The sequence below is a fragment of the Methylonatrum kenyense genome (genome assembly GCF_023195885.1).
GTDB lineage: Bacteria > Pseudomonadota > Gammaproteobacteria > Nitrococcales > Aquisalimonadaceae > Methylonatrum > Methylonatrum kenyense.
Window position 1 is genome coordinate 12,714 of record NZ_JALPKO010000002.1, and the last position, 15,592, is coordinate 28,305.

Sequence of the window (15,592 nt, forward strand, 5' to 3'; positions counted from 1 at the left end):
GTTTTCCTCCCGGGCGCATCGTCGGCGCCTGAACTGCTGGGTTGTGCGGACGGGGCAGCCCCGCCCCGTTTTCAGGACCTGTGCGCCGGTTGCACCGCCGCCAGGCCTGAGGATGAGTCGGTAACCGGCACCCGCTGCAGCCCGGGCGGCACCTGCACGGGCAGGTAGCGATCCCAGTGCAGCTTGTCAGCGGACCAGCCAAGCTGAGCGGCCGCATGCAGCAATGCCTCGATGAAAGGAATTGGTCCGGCGCAATAAAGGTGTGCACCCGCCCCCGGTCGGCCGATCACGGCGCGCAGGTCCGGCCGGCCCTCCCGCAGCGTGTCGTGGAAACGGACATGCTGTTGCAGTTCCTCCGCCAATTCGGCTTGCAACACGCTGGCAGTGATTCCCCGGCCGACCCAGCACATCCGGACGCGGCATTCGGTCGCCAACAGGACGCGCGCCAGCGGCAACAGCGGGGCGATGCCGAGACCGGCACCAATCAGGCGCACGGATGCCGGCGCCAGATTGAGCGGCATTCCGTTGCCCGGCCCTTCCAGGGTCAACCTTTCATTCAGCCGCGGCGTTCGCTGCTGGTCGGATCCAGCCGTCCTGTCCGCGACCAGGATCTGGTAGCGCGACACCTGGGGCTGGGCCGCAATGGAAACCGGCACCGCGGGCCCGGCCCTGCGCGATAGGCGAATGTGGTCGCCAGGACGTACCGCCGGTAACGGCGACAGGTCCGGCTGTTCCAGAGTGAGACGCCGCACCTCGGGCGCAACGCATTCGCTCGCACAGACCTTGACGGTGATCGATCCGGGCATGACGCCACCTCCACCTGATGCTGCAACGACCGCCGGCATGCAAGCCGGGGGCGTCTGGCTGGTTTCGGTTGGGAGGTAGCACCGCCTGTGCCAGATCAGGGAAATCCGCGCCAGTCAACGGTTCGCGGGTCGTTCGGAAGGAGTGAACCGGGTGTGTCCATGCAGCAGATGTCGCAAAAGAGGGAATTACCAACTGGAAAAGTCCCACTAATGCGACATTTTCGCGTTCCTGTCGGGAAACGGAATCGTACGACGAAAGTTTTTTGCATATATTGAATATTGTGTCATATTTGCATGGCAGTGAGATGTCGAAAGCGGGGTGCGATCCACGCGTCCCGAGACAGCGAGGGCGAAACGGCATTCCGCCCTACAACAATCACTGCGGGTCAACGCCAATGGCAGTCACCGAACAGCGGAAGGACAGCAGTTCCAGCGTCCAGTCGATAAACGGCCGCCGCAGCGCCGCCTGGGTCCGTTGTCGCGAAGAACTCGGGCTTGAGACGGACATGCGTCCCAGCCAGACCTCGTTGAGCACCGAACAGCTGAAACGCCTGCAGGACCAGTTCGGCGAGATGTTCGAGGTGGCCAGGGCCGAAATGAACAGTCTGGCCAGGCGGCTGGCAGGAACTCGGTGCGGGGTCGCCATTGCCGATGCGAGGGGTACGGTCCTGCATTATCTCGGTGATCCCGAGTTCAATGCGCTGGCCGCCCGGGTCGGCCTCCGGCCAGGCACCGACTGGGGCGAAAAAACCCAGGGCAACAATGCCATCGGCAGCTGCGCCGCAATGCAGCGGTCTGTTTGCGTGAGCGGCGACGAACATTATCTCACCGCCAATCGCTGGATGAGTGGTACCGGAATTCCGGTGTTCAGCGGCGACGGACAGCTGGCTTTCGTGCTCGCACTGCTGACCGCGACGAACGAGCACGACAACCGGCAACCCTATGTCACGGCATTACTGGAGATGGCGGCACAGCTGATTGATCGCCGTGCATTCCTGAAGCGGTTTGCCAATCGCATGATCCTGCGCTTTCATTCCCGGCCGGATTCCGTTGACACCATCGATGGCGGACTGATCGCCATCGGCCGCGAACAACGCGTGCTGGGCATGAGCCAGACTGCCAGGAGCCTGCTCGGAGACGGCGCACCGGACAGTAGTCGCTATGGCGAATTGGGCGAACTGCTTAACCTGCAGCTTGACGAGCTGCCGGAAGGCAACGAGGAACCGGGCATCGTCTTCGATTCGCGCCAGGGACGACGTTTCTACGTCCTGCTCACCCCTCCCGCCGATCATCCGCAGGAATCACCAGCAAGCACCCAGACCACCGAAAAACCCGGCGACGATGCGGTCAACGCCGAGGACTACCTGGCATCGCTGGAACTGGGCGACCCGGCGGTGGCAGGCCATATTCGCCGGGCCAAGCGACTGGCCGGCGAGAATATCCCGATCCTGATCCACGGCGAAACCGGTACCGGCAAGGAGGTGTTCGCCAAATCCCTGCATCGGGCAGGTAGCCGGCGCGACGGCCCTTTCGTCGCGGTGAATTGCGCATCGATCCCGGAGACGCTGATCGAGAGCGAACTGTTTGGCTACAAGGGCGGCGCCTTCACCGGGGCCAGCCGACGTGGCAACACCGGGCGCATCGTCCAGGCCGACGGCGGCACGCTGTTTCTGGACGAGATCGGAGACATGCCACTGGCACTGCAGGCGCGCCTGCTGCGTGTCCTGCAGGAGCGCGAAGTCCTGCCACTGGGCGGCGACAAGGCCGTGCCGGTGGATCTCTGCCTGATCAGCGCGACCCACCGCGACCTGAGAGAATTGATCGCCGAAGGCCAGTTCCGGGAAGACCTGTACTACCGCCTGCAGGGTTTTACGCTGACCCTGCCGCCACTGCGAGAGCGGCATGACCGCACCGCCCTGATTGAACATCTGCTGGCTTGCAGCAGCGCGCCCGCGCAGCCACCGCGGATTGACCCGGAAGCCATGCGCTTGCTCGACGGTTACCACTGGCCGGGGAACATCCGCCAGTTGGTGACATGCATCCGCACCATGGTTGCCTTGCAGGAGGGGGGCTGTATCCGGGTGGACGACTTGCCGGCCGAGATCCGGCTTGGCGAAATCCCGCAGACCGCGAGCCGCCATTACGACGACGGCCTGGAAAGACACCAAGCGGGTGAGGAAACAGGGTCGGCATTGCGTCAGGCCGAGCGTGACACCCTTGTCACAACGCTGCGACAGCATCACTGGCACGTCAATGAGGCCGCGGAAACCTTAGCGATCAGTCGCAGCACGCTGTACCGCAAGATGAAACGCTACGGCATTTACCCGCCGCGCCAGAAGTCCCCGTTTGGTTGATCGGCAGCCGTCGAACAGCGCTTCGATGCAAGACGGTGGCGGCCCCCAACCCCGCAACCTCAGCGCTGGTGACGCGCTGCCAGTTCCACATAGTGCGCCGCCGAATAACGCAGAAAAACCTTCTCGTCCTCGGTCAGCGGCCGCTTCTCGCGGGCCGGACTGCCAATGTACAGATGACCGGCGCGAAGGTGTTTGCCCGGCGGCACCATCGAGCCGGCACCGACAATCACTTCGTCTTCCAGTACGGCGCCGTCCATGACGGTGGCCGACATGCCGATCAGGCAACGATCACCAATGGTGCAGGCATGGATGACCGCATTGTGGCCGATGGTCACGTCTTCGCCGACAAGGGTCGGAAAGCCCTCGGGGTTCATGCCCCCGGCATGCGCAACATGGACGATGGTACCATCCTGCACGTTGGTTCGGGCCCCGATTCTGATGTAATTGACGTCGCCGCGAATCACCGTCATCGGCCAGACCGAGACCTCCGAGCCAAGCACGACATCCCCTATCACCAGGGCAGCCTGATCCACCCAGGCTCCCGCCTTCAGCGTCGGCGATATTCCTTCAAATGCGCGCAGCATGGCTCTCTCCCGTTCCGCGGCACCTGCGCTTGCGCAGGCAACCATATCACCTTGGATCATGCCCGATTGATCGTCATTGTAGGGAGAGGGTAACGGCTGCCAGCCGAGAGATGTACCAGCCGGGGCAGGAAACCTGTCGCCGGCAAGCCGACTCCATTAAGCCGGCACGCCATGGCATCATCATCACAAGGCACTGGCGAACGATGGAATTCGCCGGTAACAGAACGCACAGGAGTTGCAATCATGACCAATCCGCTCCTCGACAACGAGGGCCTTCCGGCCTTTTCCGCGATCCGCCCCGAACATGTGGAACCGGCGATCGACGCGCTGTTGGCCGAGAACCGGGAGCAACTCGAGGACCTGCTGGCGGGGACCGACGAGCCCAGCTGGGAGACGGTGGTGGAACCGCTAGAGGCAATGGATGACCGCCTGAGCCGGACCTGGTCGCCGGTCAGCCACCTCAACGCCGTGATGAACAACGACGCCCTGCGCGAGGCCTACAACGCCTGCCTGCCAAAGCTCACCGCATATACCACCGAAATGGGCCAGAACAGCGCCCTGGCCAAGGCTTACAAGGCCGTGCGCGAACGGGAGGATTTCGCCAGCCTCGGCGCTGCGCAACGCAAGAGCGTGGAAAACGCGATCCGCGACTTCCGTCTGTCCGGAGTCGACCTGCCGACCGACAAGAAGGAACGCTACCGCGAGATCGCCAGTCGCCTGTCGGCGCTGTCCGCCAAGTTCGAAGAAAACGTGATGGATGCCACCAACGCCTGGCAGAAGCACATCCACAACGAGACCGAGCTGGCCGGGCTACCCGAATCGACGCTGGCCGTTGCTCGACAGGCGGCGGAGCGCGAGGGCACGGACGGCTATTTGCTGACCCTGGATTTTCCCTGCTTCTTCGGCGTGCTCGCGCACTGCGACAACCGCGCCCTGCGCGAGGAGATGTACACCGCCTTCGGCACCCGCGCCTCCGACCAGGGACCCCACGCGGGCCAGTGGGACAACAGCGCCATCATGGAGGAGATTCTCGCCCTGCGGCATGAAAAGGCGCAGTTGCTCGGCTTCTCCAACTACGCGGAACTGTCACTGGCCACCAAGATGGCCGAGTCCACCGATCAGGTGACCGGTTTCCTTGAGGACCTGGCAGCGAAGGCCCGGCCCCAGGCGGAACGGGAACTCGCGGCATTGCGCGACTACGCCGCCAGCGAACTGGGCCTTGAGGAGCTGCAACCCTGGGACACCACCTGGGCGACGGAGAAATTGCGCCAGGCCCGCTACCAGCTCTCGCGGGAGGACCTGCGACCCTACTTTTCGGCGGACCGGGTCATGGACGGCCTGTTCCAGGTGGTGGAACGGCTGTACGGCGTGCAGATCGTCGAGAACACCGCCAGGGTCGACACCTGGCACGACGACGTGCGGTTCTACGAAATCCGTGACCCCGACGGCAGCGTGCGCGGCCAGTACTATACCGACCTGTACGCGCGGGCGAAGAAGCGCGGGGGCGCCTGGATGGACGTCTGCCGCATGCGCCGGGCGCACGCCGGTAAGACGCAAATACCCGTGGCCTATCTGACCTGCAACTTTACGCCCAGCGTCGCTGGCAAACCCTCGCTGCTGACCCATGGCGAGGTGGAGACCCTGTTCCACGAGTTCGGCCATGGCCTGCATCACATGCTGACCCGGGTGGACTGCGCCGCGGTCTCCGGCATCGCCGGCGTGCCGTGGGACGCGGTGGAACTGCCCAGCCAGTTCATGGAGAACTGGTGCTGGGAGCGCGAGGCGCTGGACCTGTTCGCGCTGCACGTCGAGACCGGCGAGCGCATCCCCGATGATCTCTACCAGCGCATGCAGGCCGCGAAGAACTTCCAGTCCGCAATGCAGATGGTGCGGCAACTGGAATTCTCGCTGTTCGATTTCCGGCTGCATGCCGACTACGATCCAGCGGCAGGCGCACGGATCTTCGAGACGCTGGATGCCATTCGCGACCAGGTCTCGGTGATGAAACCGCCGGCCTGGCATCGCTTTCCGCACAGCTTCGGCCATATCTTCGCCGGCGGCTATGCGGCCGGTTACTACAGTTACAAGTGGGCCGAGGTGCTGTCGGCGGATGCCTTCTCCCGATTCGAGGAGGAAGGCATTTTCAACCAGCAGACCGGGCGGGATTTCCTGGAAAACATCCTGGAGAAGGGCGGCTCCGAGGATCTGATGGACATGTACGTCGCATTCCGCGGGCGCGAACCGCAGATCGACGCGCTGCTGCGACACAACGGACTGGCCGCCTGAGGGGAGAGCATTGATGGCCGATTATCCGCGCAAGGATGACTGCATTTTCTGCAAGATCGTCGCCGGCAACATCCCGGCGGCCGTGATTCACGACGATGACCGGATCATGGCCTTCATGGATGCATTTCCGTCGTCCAGGGGCCACGCCCTGGTGATCCCGAAGGGCCATTACCAGACCATCCTGGAGATTCCGCCGGATCTGCAGACCGCCTGCAGTCTGATGGCCCAGCGTATCGCCCGCGCCGCCGACCAGGTGTTCCGTCCGGAGGGCATCAGCATCCTGCAGTTCAACGGCGAGGCTGCCGGCCAGACCGTGTTCCATTACCACCAGCACATCATCCCGCGCTGGCAGGAGAAGAACTGGAGCGTGCACGGCAAGGAGCAGGCCGATGCCGCCGAGCTAAAGGCCCAGGCCGAACAGCTGCGCGCCGCTCTGGCATGAAGCTCGCGACCTGGAACGTCAATTCGCTGAAGGTCCGGCTGCCGCATGTGCTCGACTGGCTGACCAGCGAGCAGCCCGACCTGCTCGGGCTGCAGGAAACCAAGCTCACCGACGACAAGTTTCCGCTTGAAGCCATCGAGCAGGCCGGCTACCGGGTCGCGTTCAGCGGCCAGCCCACCTACAACGGGGTTGCGGTGCTGGCCCGCGAGCCACTCAGCGACATTGTTACCGACATTCCCGGCCTGGATGACCCGCAGCGCCGGGTCCTCGCCGCCACCATCGGCAAGCTGCGCTTCATCAACCTGTATGTGCCCAACGGCTCGGAAGTCGGCTCGGACAAGTACGCCTACAAACTGGACTGGCTGGCACGGCTGCGGGACTGGCTGGCCGAGGAGACCATGCGACACCAGCAACTGGCGGTGGTCGGCGACTTCAACATCGCGCCTGCGGATGCCGACGTGCACGACCCCGAGGAATGGCGCGGCAGGATCCTGTTCAGCGAACCGGAACATGCGGCGCTGGAGGCCCTGCTGGAGCTGGGGCTGCACGACACCTTCCGGCTGTTTCCGCAGGAGGACGCCGTGTTTTCCTGGTGGGATTACCGGATGAACAACTTCCGCCGCAATCGCGGCCTGCGCATCGACCTGATCCTGGCCAGCGAGGCATTGAAGGCGCGTTGCGAGGCCTCCTGGGTGGACCTTGGACCACGCCGCCTGGAACGCCCGTCGGACCACGCCCCGGTAGTGGCCCGCTTCGCCGCCTGACGGCCGGCGGCCTCGCGTTTCCAGGCTGCGGTTCACTGGTGATTCTCGGCATCGCCGACTATCCTCAGAAGTGGGGTATCCGTGCCCCGTGCCGCTTCGGGAGGCATGCGTGCGATGCGTATCGTGCCATGTACCGTTGCTCTTCCCCCGACGACCGACTCTTCCGAGTCCGCCGCCGATAGGGTCCACTTGGGTCCACGCCGGCAAACGGCCCAGCCACAGGGCCAACCACCCGACCAGCACAGTTCACAGCACGCTCCGCCGACGTGTGCCTGGGTTCCGCGCAGGGCCGCGGGCTTCCCGACGTTTCGACAACGGTGGAGGGCTTGTCATGAGGATGACGCGCTATTTCTTCATCAGTGACGACCTGGACGATCTGGAGCGCCTGGAAGAGGAACTGGAACGATCCGGCATCGTCACGCCGCAGATTCACCTGCTCACCCTGAACGAATCCGGTGCGGAGGACCACCATCACCTGCATCAGGTAACCGCGTTCATGAAGCGCGATGTCGTGCATTCGACCTTGATCGGGGCCGCCATCGGCCTGTGCCTGGCGACGGCGATCCTTATTACCGCCGGCCTGACCGGCTGGCACCAGACCCCGGCGGGCTGGATACCGTTCGTGTTCCTGGCGGTCATCCTGCTGGGATTCTGCAGTTGGGAAGGAGGCCTGCGCGGCATCGACACGCCGAATGTGCATTTCCGGCATTTCCAGAATGCGCTGCAGGCGGGTCGGCATGTCTTCTTCGTCGACCTGGAGGACGGCCAGGAGGCTATCCTGCAGCGACTGGCGAAACGTCACCCGTCGCTGGAGCCGGCCGGCACCGGACCGGCGGCGCCACACTGGGTGGTGTTCTGGCAACACCGGTTGCAGCGGTTCTTCGCCGACACCTTTCCATAAAAGCCACCCCGGTTGCCGCGCCGATGCGCGATGACCGGGCTGCCGGGAGGCGCCGGTAACCGGCTGTCTCCCGGCTTTGACAAGACTGGCGGGGGATTCGACCCATGATCCTGGCAATCGTCCTCGCACTGATCGTCATCGGTTCGGTCGCGTTCCACTTCGTTACGCCCTGGACCGTGTCCGCGTTGGCGTCCAACTGGAGCTCGATGGACGCCATGCTGCAGGTTTCCTTCGCCATCACCGGCGTGGTGTTTGTCGCCGTCAGCCTGTTCATGGTGGTAGCGCTGATCCGCTTCCGCCATCGGCCAGGCCACCGGGCGCGTTTCGAGCCGGATAACCGGCGGCTCGAATGGTGGCTGTTAGGTGCAACCACCGCTGGAATCGTCGGCCTGCTCGCCCCGGGCCTGATCGTCTACGCAGATTTCGTGCGCGCACCGCCGGACGCCATGCAGGTCGAGGTGGTCGGCGACCAGTGGCGCTATGGCTACCGCTTTCCCGGCGCAGACGGTCAATTCGGCGCTGCCAACGTACGCCACGTGCGCGGCGACAACCCGCTGGGTCTGGACCCGGACGATCCGGCAGGACAGGACGATATCGTGATCCGGGGCGGTGACCTGAGACTTCCGGTGGACCAGCCCGTGGAGGTTCTGTTGCGCTCCAACGACGTGATCCACGGCTTCTTCGTCCCCCAGTTCCGGGCCAAGATGGACATGGTTCCCGGCATGGTGACGCGATTCTGGTTCACCCCGACTCGCACCGGCCGCTTCGAGGTGCTCTGCACACAACACTGCGGCGTCGGCCATTTCAACATGCGTGGCGCGGTGGTGGTGAAGGGGCAGGAAGACTTCGACGCCTGGCTGGCAGACCAGCGTACCTTCGGCGAGCAACTGGCGATGCTTGAGGATCCGGAGATCGATGCGCAGGTGATCCGCGGCCGGAACCTCGCCGAACAGCACGGTTGCGTCGCCTGTCACAGCGTCGACGGCAGCCGCCAGATCGGTCCCACCTGGCTCAATCTCTACGACAGCGAAGTAACCCTGGCCGACGGGTCAACCGTTGTCGCCGATGCCGACTACATCCGTCGCTCGATCACCGATCCCGGCGCCGAACTGACTCAGGGCTTCCCGCCGGTGATGCCGGCCTTCGATCTGGACGACGCCGATCTCGGCGCCCTGGTGTCCTATATCCGCAGCCTGGCGGAGGCACCGGAGGACCGGTCGGAGCCGGAGGAGATGCCACACGAGGCACAGGCACCGGGTGATGGGGAAGAACCGGCCCGGGGCAACACCGACTGACTCCCGTTGCGCCCGTGCGCTGACGCACGGGCGTAGCCTGTCTGGCAACGAGGCAAGTGGCCATGGCCTACAGCGCAGCAGCCGAGACTCACGAGCATCACGAACCGCAAAGTTTCGTGACCCGGTACATCTGGAGCCAGGACCACAAGGTCATCGCCATCCAGTATTCCCTGACTGCGATTTCCGTGGGTCTGGTGGCGCTGGTGCTGTCGGGTATCATGCGCATCCAGCTCGGCTTCCCGGATTCCGGCGTAGTCGATGCCGCGACCTATTACCAGTTCATGACCATGCACGGCATGATCATGGTGGTCTACCTGCTCACCGCCCTGTTTCTGGGCGGCTTCGGCAACTATCTCATCCCTTTGATGCTGGGCGCGCGGGACATGGTGTTTCCGTACGTCAACATGCTGAGCTACTGGTTTTACCTGCTGTCGGTGATCGTGCTGCTGGCCAGCTTCTTCGTGCCCGGCGGCCCCACCGGCGCCGGCTGGACGCTGTATCCGCCACAGGCCATCACGCCCGGCACCCCGGGGGCCGACTGGGGCATCATCACCATGCTGGTGTCGCTGGCGATATTCATCGTCGCTGCCACCATGGGCGGGCTCAACTACGTGACCACGGTGCTGCAGTGCCGCTGCCCGGGCATGACGCTGATGCGCATGCCGTTGTCGATCTGGGGCATCTTCATTGCCTCCATCATGGCCCTGCTGGCCTTCCCGGCCCTGTTCGTGGCCGCCGTGATGCTGATCATGGACAACACTCTGGGGACCAGCTTCTTCATGCCGGCGGTCATCGCCATGGGCCAGCAGCTCGACCACGAGGGCGGAAGTCCGCTGCTGTTCCAGCACCTGTTCTGGTTCTTCGGACACCCGGAAGTCTACATCGTCGCCCTGCCCGCCTTCGGTCTGGTGTCCGACCTCATCAGCACCCACGCGCGCAAGAACATCTTCGGCTATCACATGATGGTATGGGCCATTGTTGCCATTGGCGTGCTCAGTTTCTTTGTCTGGGCGCACCATATGTACGTCAGCGGCATGAATCTGTCGTTCGGCTATTTCTTCGCCATCTCCACCCTGGTGATTGCCGTGCCCACGGCCATCAAGGTCTATAACTGGATCCTCACGCTGTGGCGGGGCGACATCCACCTGACCGTGCCCATGCTGTTCGCCGTCGGCTTCATCATCACCTTCGTGGTGGGCGGCCTGACCGGGCTGTTCCTGGGCAACGTGGTGGTTGATATCCCGCTCGCAGACACCTACTTCGTGGTGGCTCATTTCCACATGGTGATGGGCGTGGCACCGATCCTGGTGGTGTTCGGCGCCATCTACCACTGGTTCCCGAAGCTCACCGGCCGAATGATGAACGAACGCCTGGGCCAGCTGCATTTCTGGATCACCTTCCTCGGCACCTACGCCATCTACTTCCCCATGCACTACCTGGGAGTGCTGGGCATGCCGCGGCGCTACTATGCCTACGAGGACTACGCGTTCATCCCCCAGTCGGCGCATGATCTGAACACCTTCATCACCGTGGTGGCGCTAGCGGTTGCCATCTCCCAGGTCCTGTTCCTGGTGAACCTGGTGTGGAGTGCCTTCCATGGCAAGCCGTCCGGCGACAACCCGTGGAACGCCGCCAGCCTGGAGTGGCAGACGCCGGATACCCCGCCAAAACACGGCAACTGGGGCGCCTCCGTGCCGGTGGTCCATCGCTGGCCCTACGACTACAACGTGCCCGGTGCTCCCCGCGATTTCATTCCGCAGACCGACCCGCGACCGGAAACCGGTGAACCGCACGGCGGGCCCGGTCCGCAGGAGGGCAAGGCATGAGCTTCTGGGCGCAACACGCCCCGGGAAGGGGCACCATTGAACCCGCCTGGGGCAACCGCCAGCCCTGGCAAGGACCGGTGGACCGGTCCCGGGTCGCCCTGCGTGGTCTCCTGCTACTGCTGGTGCCGCTAACCTCCATGTTCGGCCTGGTGGTCAGCGCCTATTTCATGCGCCGTCATATGGGCGACTGGCAGGCGGTGCCGCTGCCCTGGCAGCTCTGGCTCAGTTCGGCACTGCTGCTGGCCAGCAGCGTGGCCTTCGAGCGGGCACGCCGGATCACGGCCCCTGCCCGGCTTGCCGAGTTGCAGGCAAATCTTGCCGCCGCCGGTCTGCTGGCGCTGGGTTTTCTTGCCACGCAGGTATGGTCGTGGCAGGCACTGGCCGGCCAGGGATACGCCCTCGCCGGCAGCGCCGGTGGCAGCTTCTTCTATCTGATGAGCGGGCTGCACGCGCTGCACCTGGTCTGCGGGATGGTCGCCTGGCTCAAGGTGCGGACCGCCGCGCGGGTCGGCACCGAGTTGGCCACAGTGCAGCTCTACGTCCGCCTGTGTGCCATTTACTGGCACTTCCTGCTGGCCGTCTGGCTGGTGCTGTTCGCAACCCTGCTGAGCGGGTAGCGAGGCGAGGAAATCAACGATGACAGACTCGACCGCTCAACAACAGGGAACCAGCGACCCGCCCCGGTCCGGCTGGCAGCGCGTGGTGGACGACTGGTCCGCGGACCGGCAGACCTTTCCCCGGGTGTCCTGGGGAAAGACCATGATGTGGATCTTCCTGCTGAGCGACACCTTCGTCTTCGGTCTGCTACTCGTGGGCTACATGGCGGTTCGCCTGACCACGCCGCAGCCCTGGCCGGACACCAGCGAGGTGTTCGCCCTGACCGTGGCCGGCGTGGAACTGCCGCTGCTGCTGATCGCCATCATGACCTTTATCCTGATCACCAGCAGCGGCACCATGGCCATGGCAGTGAACTACGGCTATCAGCGCCGCCGAGGGCTGGCGGCTGCGTTCATGGGGCTCACCGCGCTGCTTGGCCTGAGCTTCGTCGGCATGCAGGCCTTCGAGTGGACCGATCTCATCGGCAAGGGAGTGCGACCCTGGGACAACCCCATGGGCGCGCCCCAGTTCGGCGCCGCCTTCTTCATGATTACCGGTTTCCATGGCCTGCATGTATCCATCGGCGTGGTGCTGTTGCTGATCATTGCGCGCCGGGTGCTGCGCGGCGACTACGACCGCAGCGGCAACTACGAGGCGGTGGAGATCACCGGTCTTTACTGGCATTTCGTGGACCTGGTGTGGGTCTTCATCTTCGCCTTCTTCTACCTGCTCTGAGGTGGCGTCATGACAACCGCACAGGGACAGCAGCATCCGATCAGCCTCTACCTGCAGGTCTGGGGCTGGCTGTTCGTACTCAGCTTTTTTTCCTACCTGGTGGACTACAACGACCTGCAGGGCTTCTGGCGCTGGTCACTGGTGCTGCTATTCATGAGCATGAAGGCCACGTTGATCGTGGCGGTGTTCATGCATATGCGCTGGGAGCGCTTGTCGCTGATCTACGCCATCCTGGTGCCACCCCTGGCCATGCTTACCCTGATCCTGTTCCTGGCGGCTGAAGGGGGCTATATCAGCGCGTTGCGCGCCGCCTACCCCGGTTAGTTGACCGTTGTCGACGGTATCCCGCCCCGGCTTGCCACTTGAGTCCGACACCGCATAACGGCAGGCCGGCTCAGAGGATGAAAGGGCATTGGACTGGTAGGCTTGGGATATGAACCTTGCCTGCCACGAACGGGACCTGCGTATCGAGCCGACTGCCTTCGGTGAATACCTGAAAACCGGCCGCGGGAGAGTGCATGCGGCAGTGCCGGCAAGCCGTATCGAGTGGCCGGCGGACCAGCCGCCAATCCTCCCCTGTTGCGACGACTAAGGCCGTGGCCTGGCAGAACACGCCACGGCCCCTGCACCTTGGTCTGCTGATCGCCTTGCCGCTGATCGCGGCCAGTCTCCTGCTTACCGGTCCAATGCCACAGGATCCGGGCTATCACGACTTTGCCGACCAACGGCCGGTTCTGGGCATACCCCACGGCCTGAACGTGCTCAGCAACAGCGCCTTCCTGCTGGTTGCGGGCCTCGGCTTCGCCAGTCTGCGCCGCTGGCACCCGCCCCACGGCAAGGACCGCCTGCCCTACCAGACGCTGTGCGTCGGTCTGATCGGCGTGGCACTGGGCAGCGGCTACTACCATCTGGACCCGGACACGCCGCGGCTGTTCTGGGATCGCTTGGCCATGGCCGTGACCTTTGCCGCCCTGTTCGCGGCGGTACTCAATGAGCGCCTGCCGGCCGGCCACGCGCCGAAGCTCGTGGGCGGACTCTGCACGCTGGCCGCACTCTCGGCCGGCTACTGGCTGGTCAGTGAATGGCTGGGACGCGGCGACCTGCGCCCTTACCTGCTGGTCCAGGGAATCCCGATACTGCTGACGCCGGTACTGGTGCTGTGTTGCCGGTCACGCCATCCCGCCAACGGCTGGCTGCTGACCGCCGTCGCCCTGTATCTGGTCGCCCTGGCTTTCGATCTGAGCGATGCCGGGGTCTATCAGGCAACCGGCGGCACCGTCAGCGGCCATACGGTGAAACACCTGGTGGCGGCGCTGGCCGCATTATGCGTGGTCCTGCGACTGCGACGGCTTCCTTCAGGTTAACAACGGAAGCCAACCACCCATCGTTCTGACATCATTGTCACCCTCGAAAACCCGGGAGACAGGCATGGCGGCAGTACAATATCGGGATCTAAGGGACTTTCTGACGATGCTGGAGCAACGCGACGAGCTGCACCGGGTCAGGGTGCCGGTCAGCCCGCGTCTGGAGATGACCGAAATCTGCGATCGCGTGCTGCGCAGCGGTGGTCCGGCGGTGCTTTTCGAGAAACCGGACGGCTACAGCATGCCGGTACTCGGCAACCTGTTCGGCACGCCGCATCGGGTCGCGCTGGGCATGGGTGCCGACAGCACCGATGCGCTGCGCGATATCGGCAAGCTGCTGGCCTTCCTGCGCCAGCCGGAGCCGCCCAAGGGCTTTCGCGATGCCTGGGATCAACTGCCGGTGTTCAAGAAGGTACTGAGCATGGCGCCGAAGACGGTGCGCAAGGCGCCGTGCCAGGACATCGTGCTGGAAGGCGATCAGGTCGACCTGGGCCAGATCCCGGTGCAGACCTGCTGGCCCGGCGATGCCGGACCGTTGATCACCTGGGCGCTGGTAATCACGCGCGGGCCGCACAAGTCGCGGCAGAACCTGGGTATCTACCGCCAGCAGGTGATCGGCCGCAACCGGGTCATCATGCGCTGGCTGGCCCATCGCGGCGGGGCACTGGATTTCCGCGAATGGCAGCAGGCCCATCCGGGCAAGCCGTTTCCGGTGACCGTGGCCCTGGGCGCCGATCCGGCCACCATCCTCGGTGCCGTGACACCGGTGCCGGACAACATCTCGGAATACGCCTTCGCCGGGCTGCTCCGCGGTAGCAAGACCGAACTGGTGGCCTGCCAGGGCTCGGATCTGCAGGTGCCGGCCAGCGCCGAAATCGTGCTGGAGGGCCATATCCATCCGGACGATATGGCGCCCGAGGGTCCGTTCGGCGACCACACCGGCTACTACAACGAGGTGGACCGCTTCCCGGTATTCACCGTCGAGCGCATCACCCACCGACCAGACCCGATCTATCACAGCACCTACACCGGTCGGCCGCCGGATGAGCCGGCAATCCTCGGGGTCGCGTTGAACGAGGTGTTCGTGCCGATCCTGCAGAAGCAGTTCCCCGAAATCGGGGACTTCTATCTGCCACCGGAGGGCTGCTCCTACCGCATGGCGGTGGTCAGCATGAAGAAGCAGTACCCGGGCCACGCCAAGCGCGTGATGCTCGGCGTCTGGTCGTTCCTGCGCCAGTTCATGTACACAAAGTTTGTGATCGTGGTCGACGAGGACGTCGACGCCCGCTCCTGGGAGGACGTGATCTGGGCCATGACCACGCGCATGGACCCGGCCCGCGACACGGTGATGATCGAAAACACCCCGATCGACTACCTGGACTTCGCCTCGCCGGTCTCCGGCCTGGGTTCCAAGGTCGGCTTCGACGCCACCAACAAGTGGCCCGGCGAGACCCGCCGGGAATGGGGCCGGCCGATCGCGATGGACGACGAAACGAAGGCGCTGGTCGACCGGCGTTGGGGGGAATACGGAATTTAGCGGGCCGTTGGGCCCGCGTGTTACGTGTTACGTGTTACGTGTTACGTCAAAAGCGTCGTGTTCCTCGCGCCTCGTTAAACGTAAAACGTAACACCTAAAAC

Annotated in this window: 14 protein-coding genes; 12 read left to right on the top strand and 2 right to left on the bottom strand. The window is 64.2% G+C overall.

The genetic code is table 11. The features are described 5' to 3' along the window. Positions 1-71: 71 nt before the first annotated feature. Positions 72-806: a ferredoxin reductase domain-containing protein gene (locus M0534_RS02220; protein ID WP_248566787.1), complete on the bottom strand. Its 735-nt coding sequence runs from the start codon at positions 804-806 to the stop codon at positions 72-74. 395 nt (positions 807-1,201) lie between these two features. On the opposite strand from M0534_RS02220, the gene M0534_RS02225 reads away from it, so the two are divergent. Continuing rightward, entirely contained in the window at positions 1,202-3,160 is a 1,959-nt protein-coding gene (locus M0534_RS02225) for a sigma-54-dependent Fis family transcriptional regulator (RefSeq protein WP_248566788.1), read from the top strand. Positions 3,161-3,219: 59 nt separating this feature from the next. On the opposite strand, the gene M0534_RS02230 is transcribed toward M0534_RS02225, so the two are convergent. Further along, the gene (locus M0534_RS02230) at positions 3,220-3,744 is read right to left on the bottom strand and encodes a gamma carbonic anhydrase family protein (RefSeq protein ID WP_248566789.1); all 525 of its coding nucleotides are present in this window, start codon (positions 3,742-3,744) and stop codon (positions 3,220-3,222) included. A gap of 243 nt (positions 3,745-3,987) precedes the next feature. Between M0534_RS02230 and prlC the strand changes: the two genes are divergently transcribed. The 11 genes from prlC to ubiD all read left to right on the top strand — a co-directional run bounded on the left by prlC (position 3,988) and on the right by ubiD (position 15,491). Continuing rightward, a complete protein-coding gene (gene prlC, locus M0534_RS02235) occupies positions 3,988-6,030 on the top strand; it encodes an oligopeptidase A (RefSeq protein WP_248566790.1) in 2,043 nt (680 codons plus the stop codon). Between the two features lie 13 nt (positions 6,031-6,043). After that, on the top strand, positions 6,044-6,472 hold the full coding sequence (locus M0534_RS02240) for an HIT family protein (protein WP_248566791.1): 429 nt from the start codon (positions 6,044-6,046) through the stop codon (positions 6,470-6,472). After that, positions 6,469-7,236 (top strand): exodeoxyribonuclease III, encoded by a 768-nt coding sequence (gene xth, locus M0534_RS02245; protein ID WP_248566792.1) that lies wholly within the window; start codon positions 6,469-6,471, stop codon positions 7,234-7,236. Before M0534_RS02240 ends, xth begins: the two co-directional genes overlap by 4 nt. Positions 7,237-7,573: 337 nt before the next feature. Further along, positions 7,574-8,137 carry an NAD/FAD-utilizing enzyme gene (locus M0534_RS02250; RefSeq protein WP_248567131.1) on the top strand — a complete coding sequence of 188 codons (564 nt, stop codon included), beginning with the start codon at positions 7,574-7,576 and terminating at the stop codon, positions 8,135-8,137. A gap of 104 nt (positions 8,138-8,241) precedes the next feature. Next, the gene (locus M0534_RS02255; RefSeq protein WP_248566793.1) at positions 8,242-9,432 is read left to right on the top strand and encodes a cytochrome c oxidase subunit II; all 1,191 of its coding nucleotides are present in this window, start codon (positions 8,242-8,244) and stop codon (positions 9,430-9,432) included. Positions 9,433-9,494: 62 nt separating this feature from the next. Further along, complete coding sequence (ctaD, locus tag M0534_RS02260; RefSeq protein WP_248566794.1) at positions 9,495-11,258, top strand: cytochrome c oxidase subunit I; 1,764 nt, start codon at positions 9,495-9,497, stop codon at positions 11,256-11,258. Then, positions 11,255-11,875: a cytochrome c oxidase subunit 3 gene (locus M0534_RS02265; protein ID WP_248566795.1), complete on the top strand. Its 621-nt coding sequence runs from the start codon at positions 11,255-11,257 to the stop codon at positions 11,873-11,875. Before ctaD ends, M0534_RS02265 begins: the two co-directional genes overlap by 4 nt. A gap of 19 nt (positions 11,876-11,894) precedes the next feature. After that, positions 11,895-12,590: a heme-copper oxidase subunit III family protein gene (locus tag M0534_RS02270; RefSeq protein ID WP_248566796.1), complete on the top strand. Its 696-nt coding sequence runs from the start codon at positions 11,895-11,897 to the stop codon at positions 12,588-12,590. A 9-nt stretch (positions 12,591-12,599) separates the two neighbouring features. Then, the gene (locus M0534_RS02275; protein ID WP_248566797.1) at positions 12,600-12,914 is read left to right on the top strand and encodes a cytochrome C oxidase subunit IV family protein; all 315 of its coding nucleotides are present in this window, start codon (positions 12,600-12,602) and stop codon (positions 12,912-12,914) included. Positions 12,915-13,186: 272 nt separating this feature from the next. Continuing rightward, a complete protein-coding gene (locus tag M0534_RS02280; RefSeq protein ID WP_248566798.1) occupies positions 13,187-13,954 on the top strand; it encodes an alkaline phytoceramidase in 768 nt (255 codons plus the stop codon). A 64-nt stretch (positions 13,955-14,018) separates the two neighbouring features. Next, positions 14,019-15,491, top strand: a complete 1,473-nt coding sequence (ubiD, locus tag M0534_RS02285) for a 4-hydroxy-3-polyprenylbenzoate decarboxylase (RefSeq protein ID WP_248566799.1) — start codon at positions 14,019-14,021, stop codon at positions 15,489-15,491. Positions 15,492-15,592: the final 101 nt, after the last annotated feature.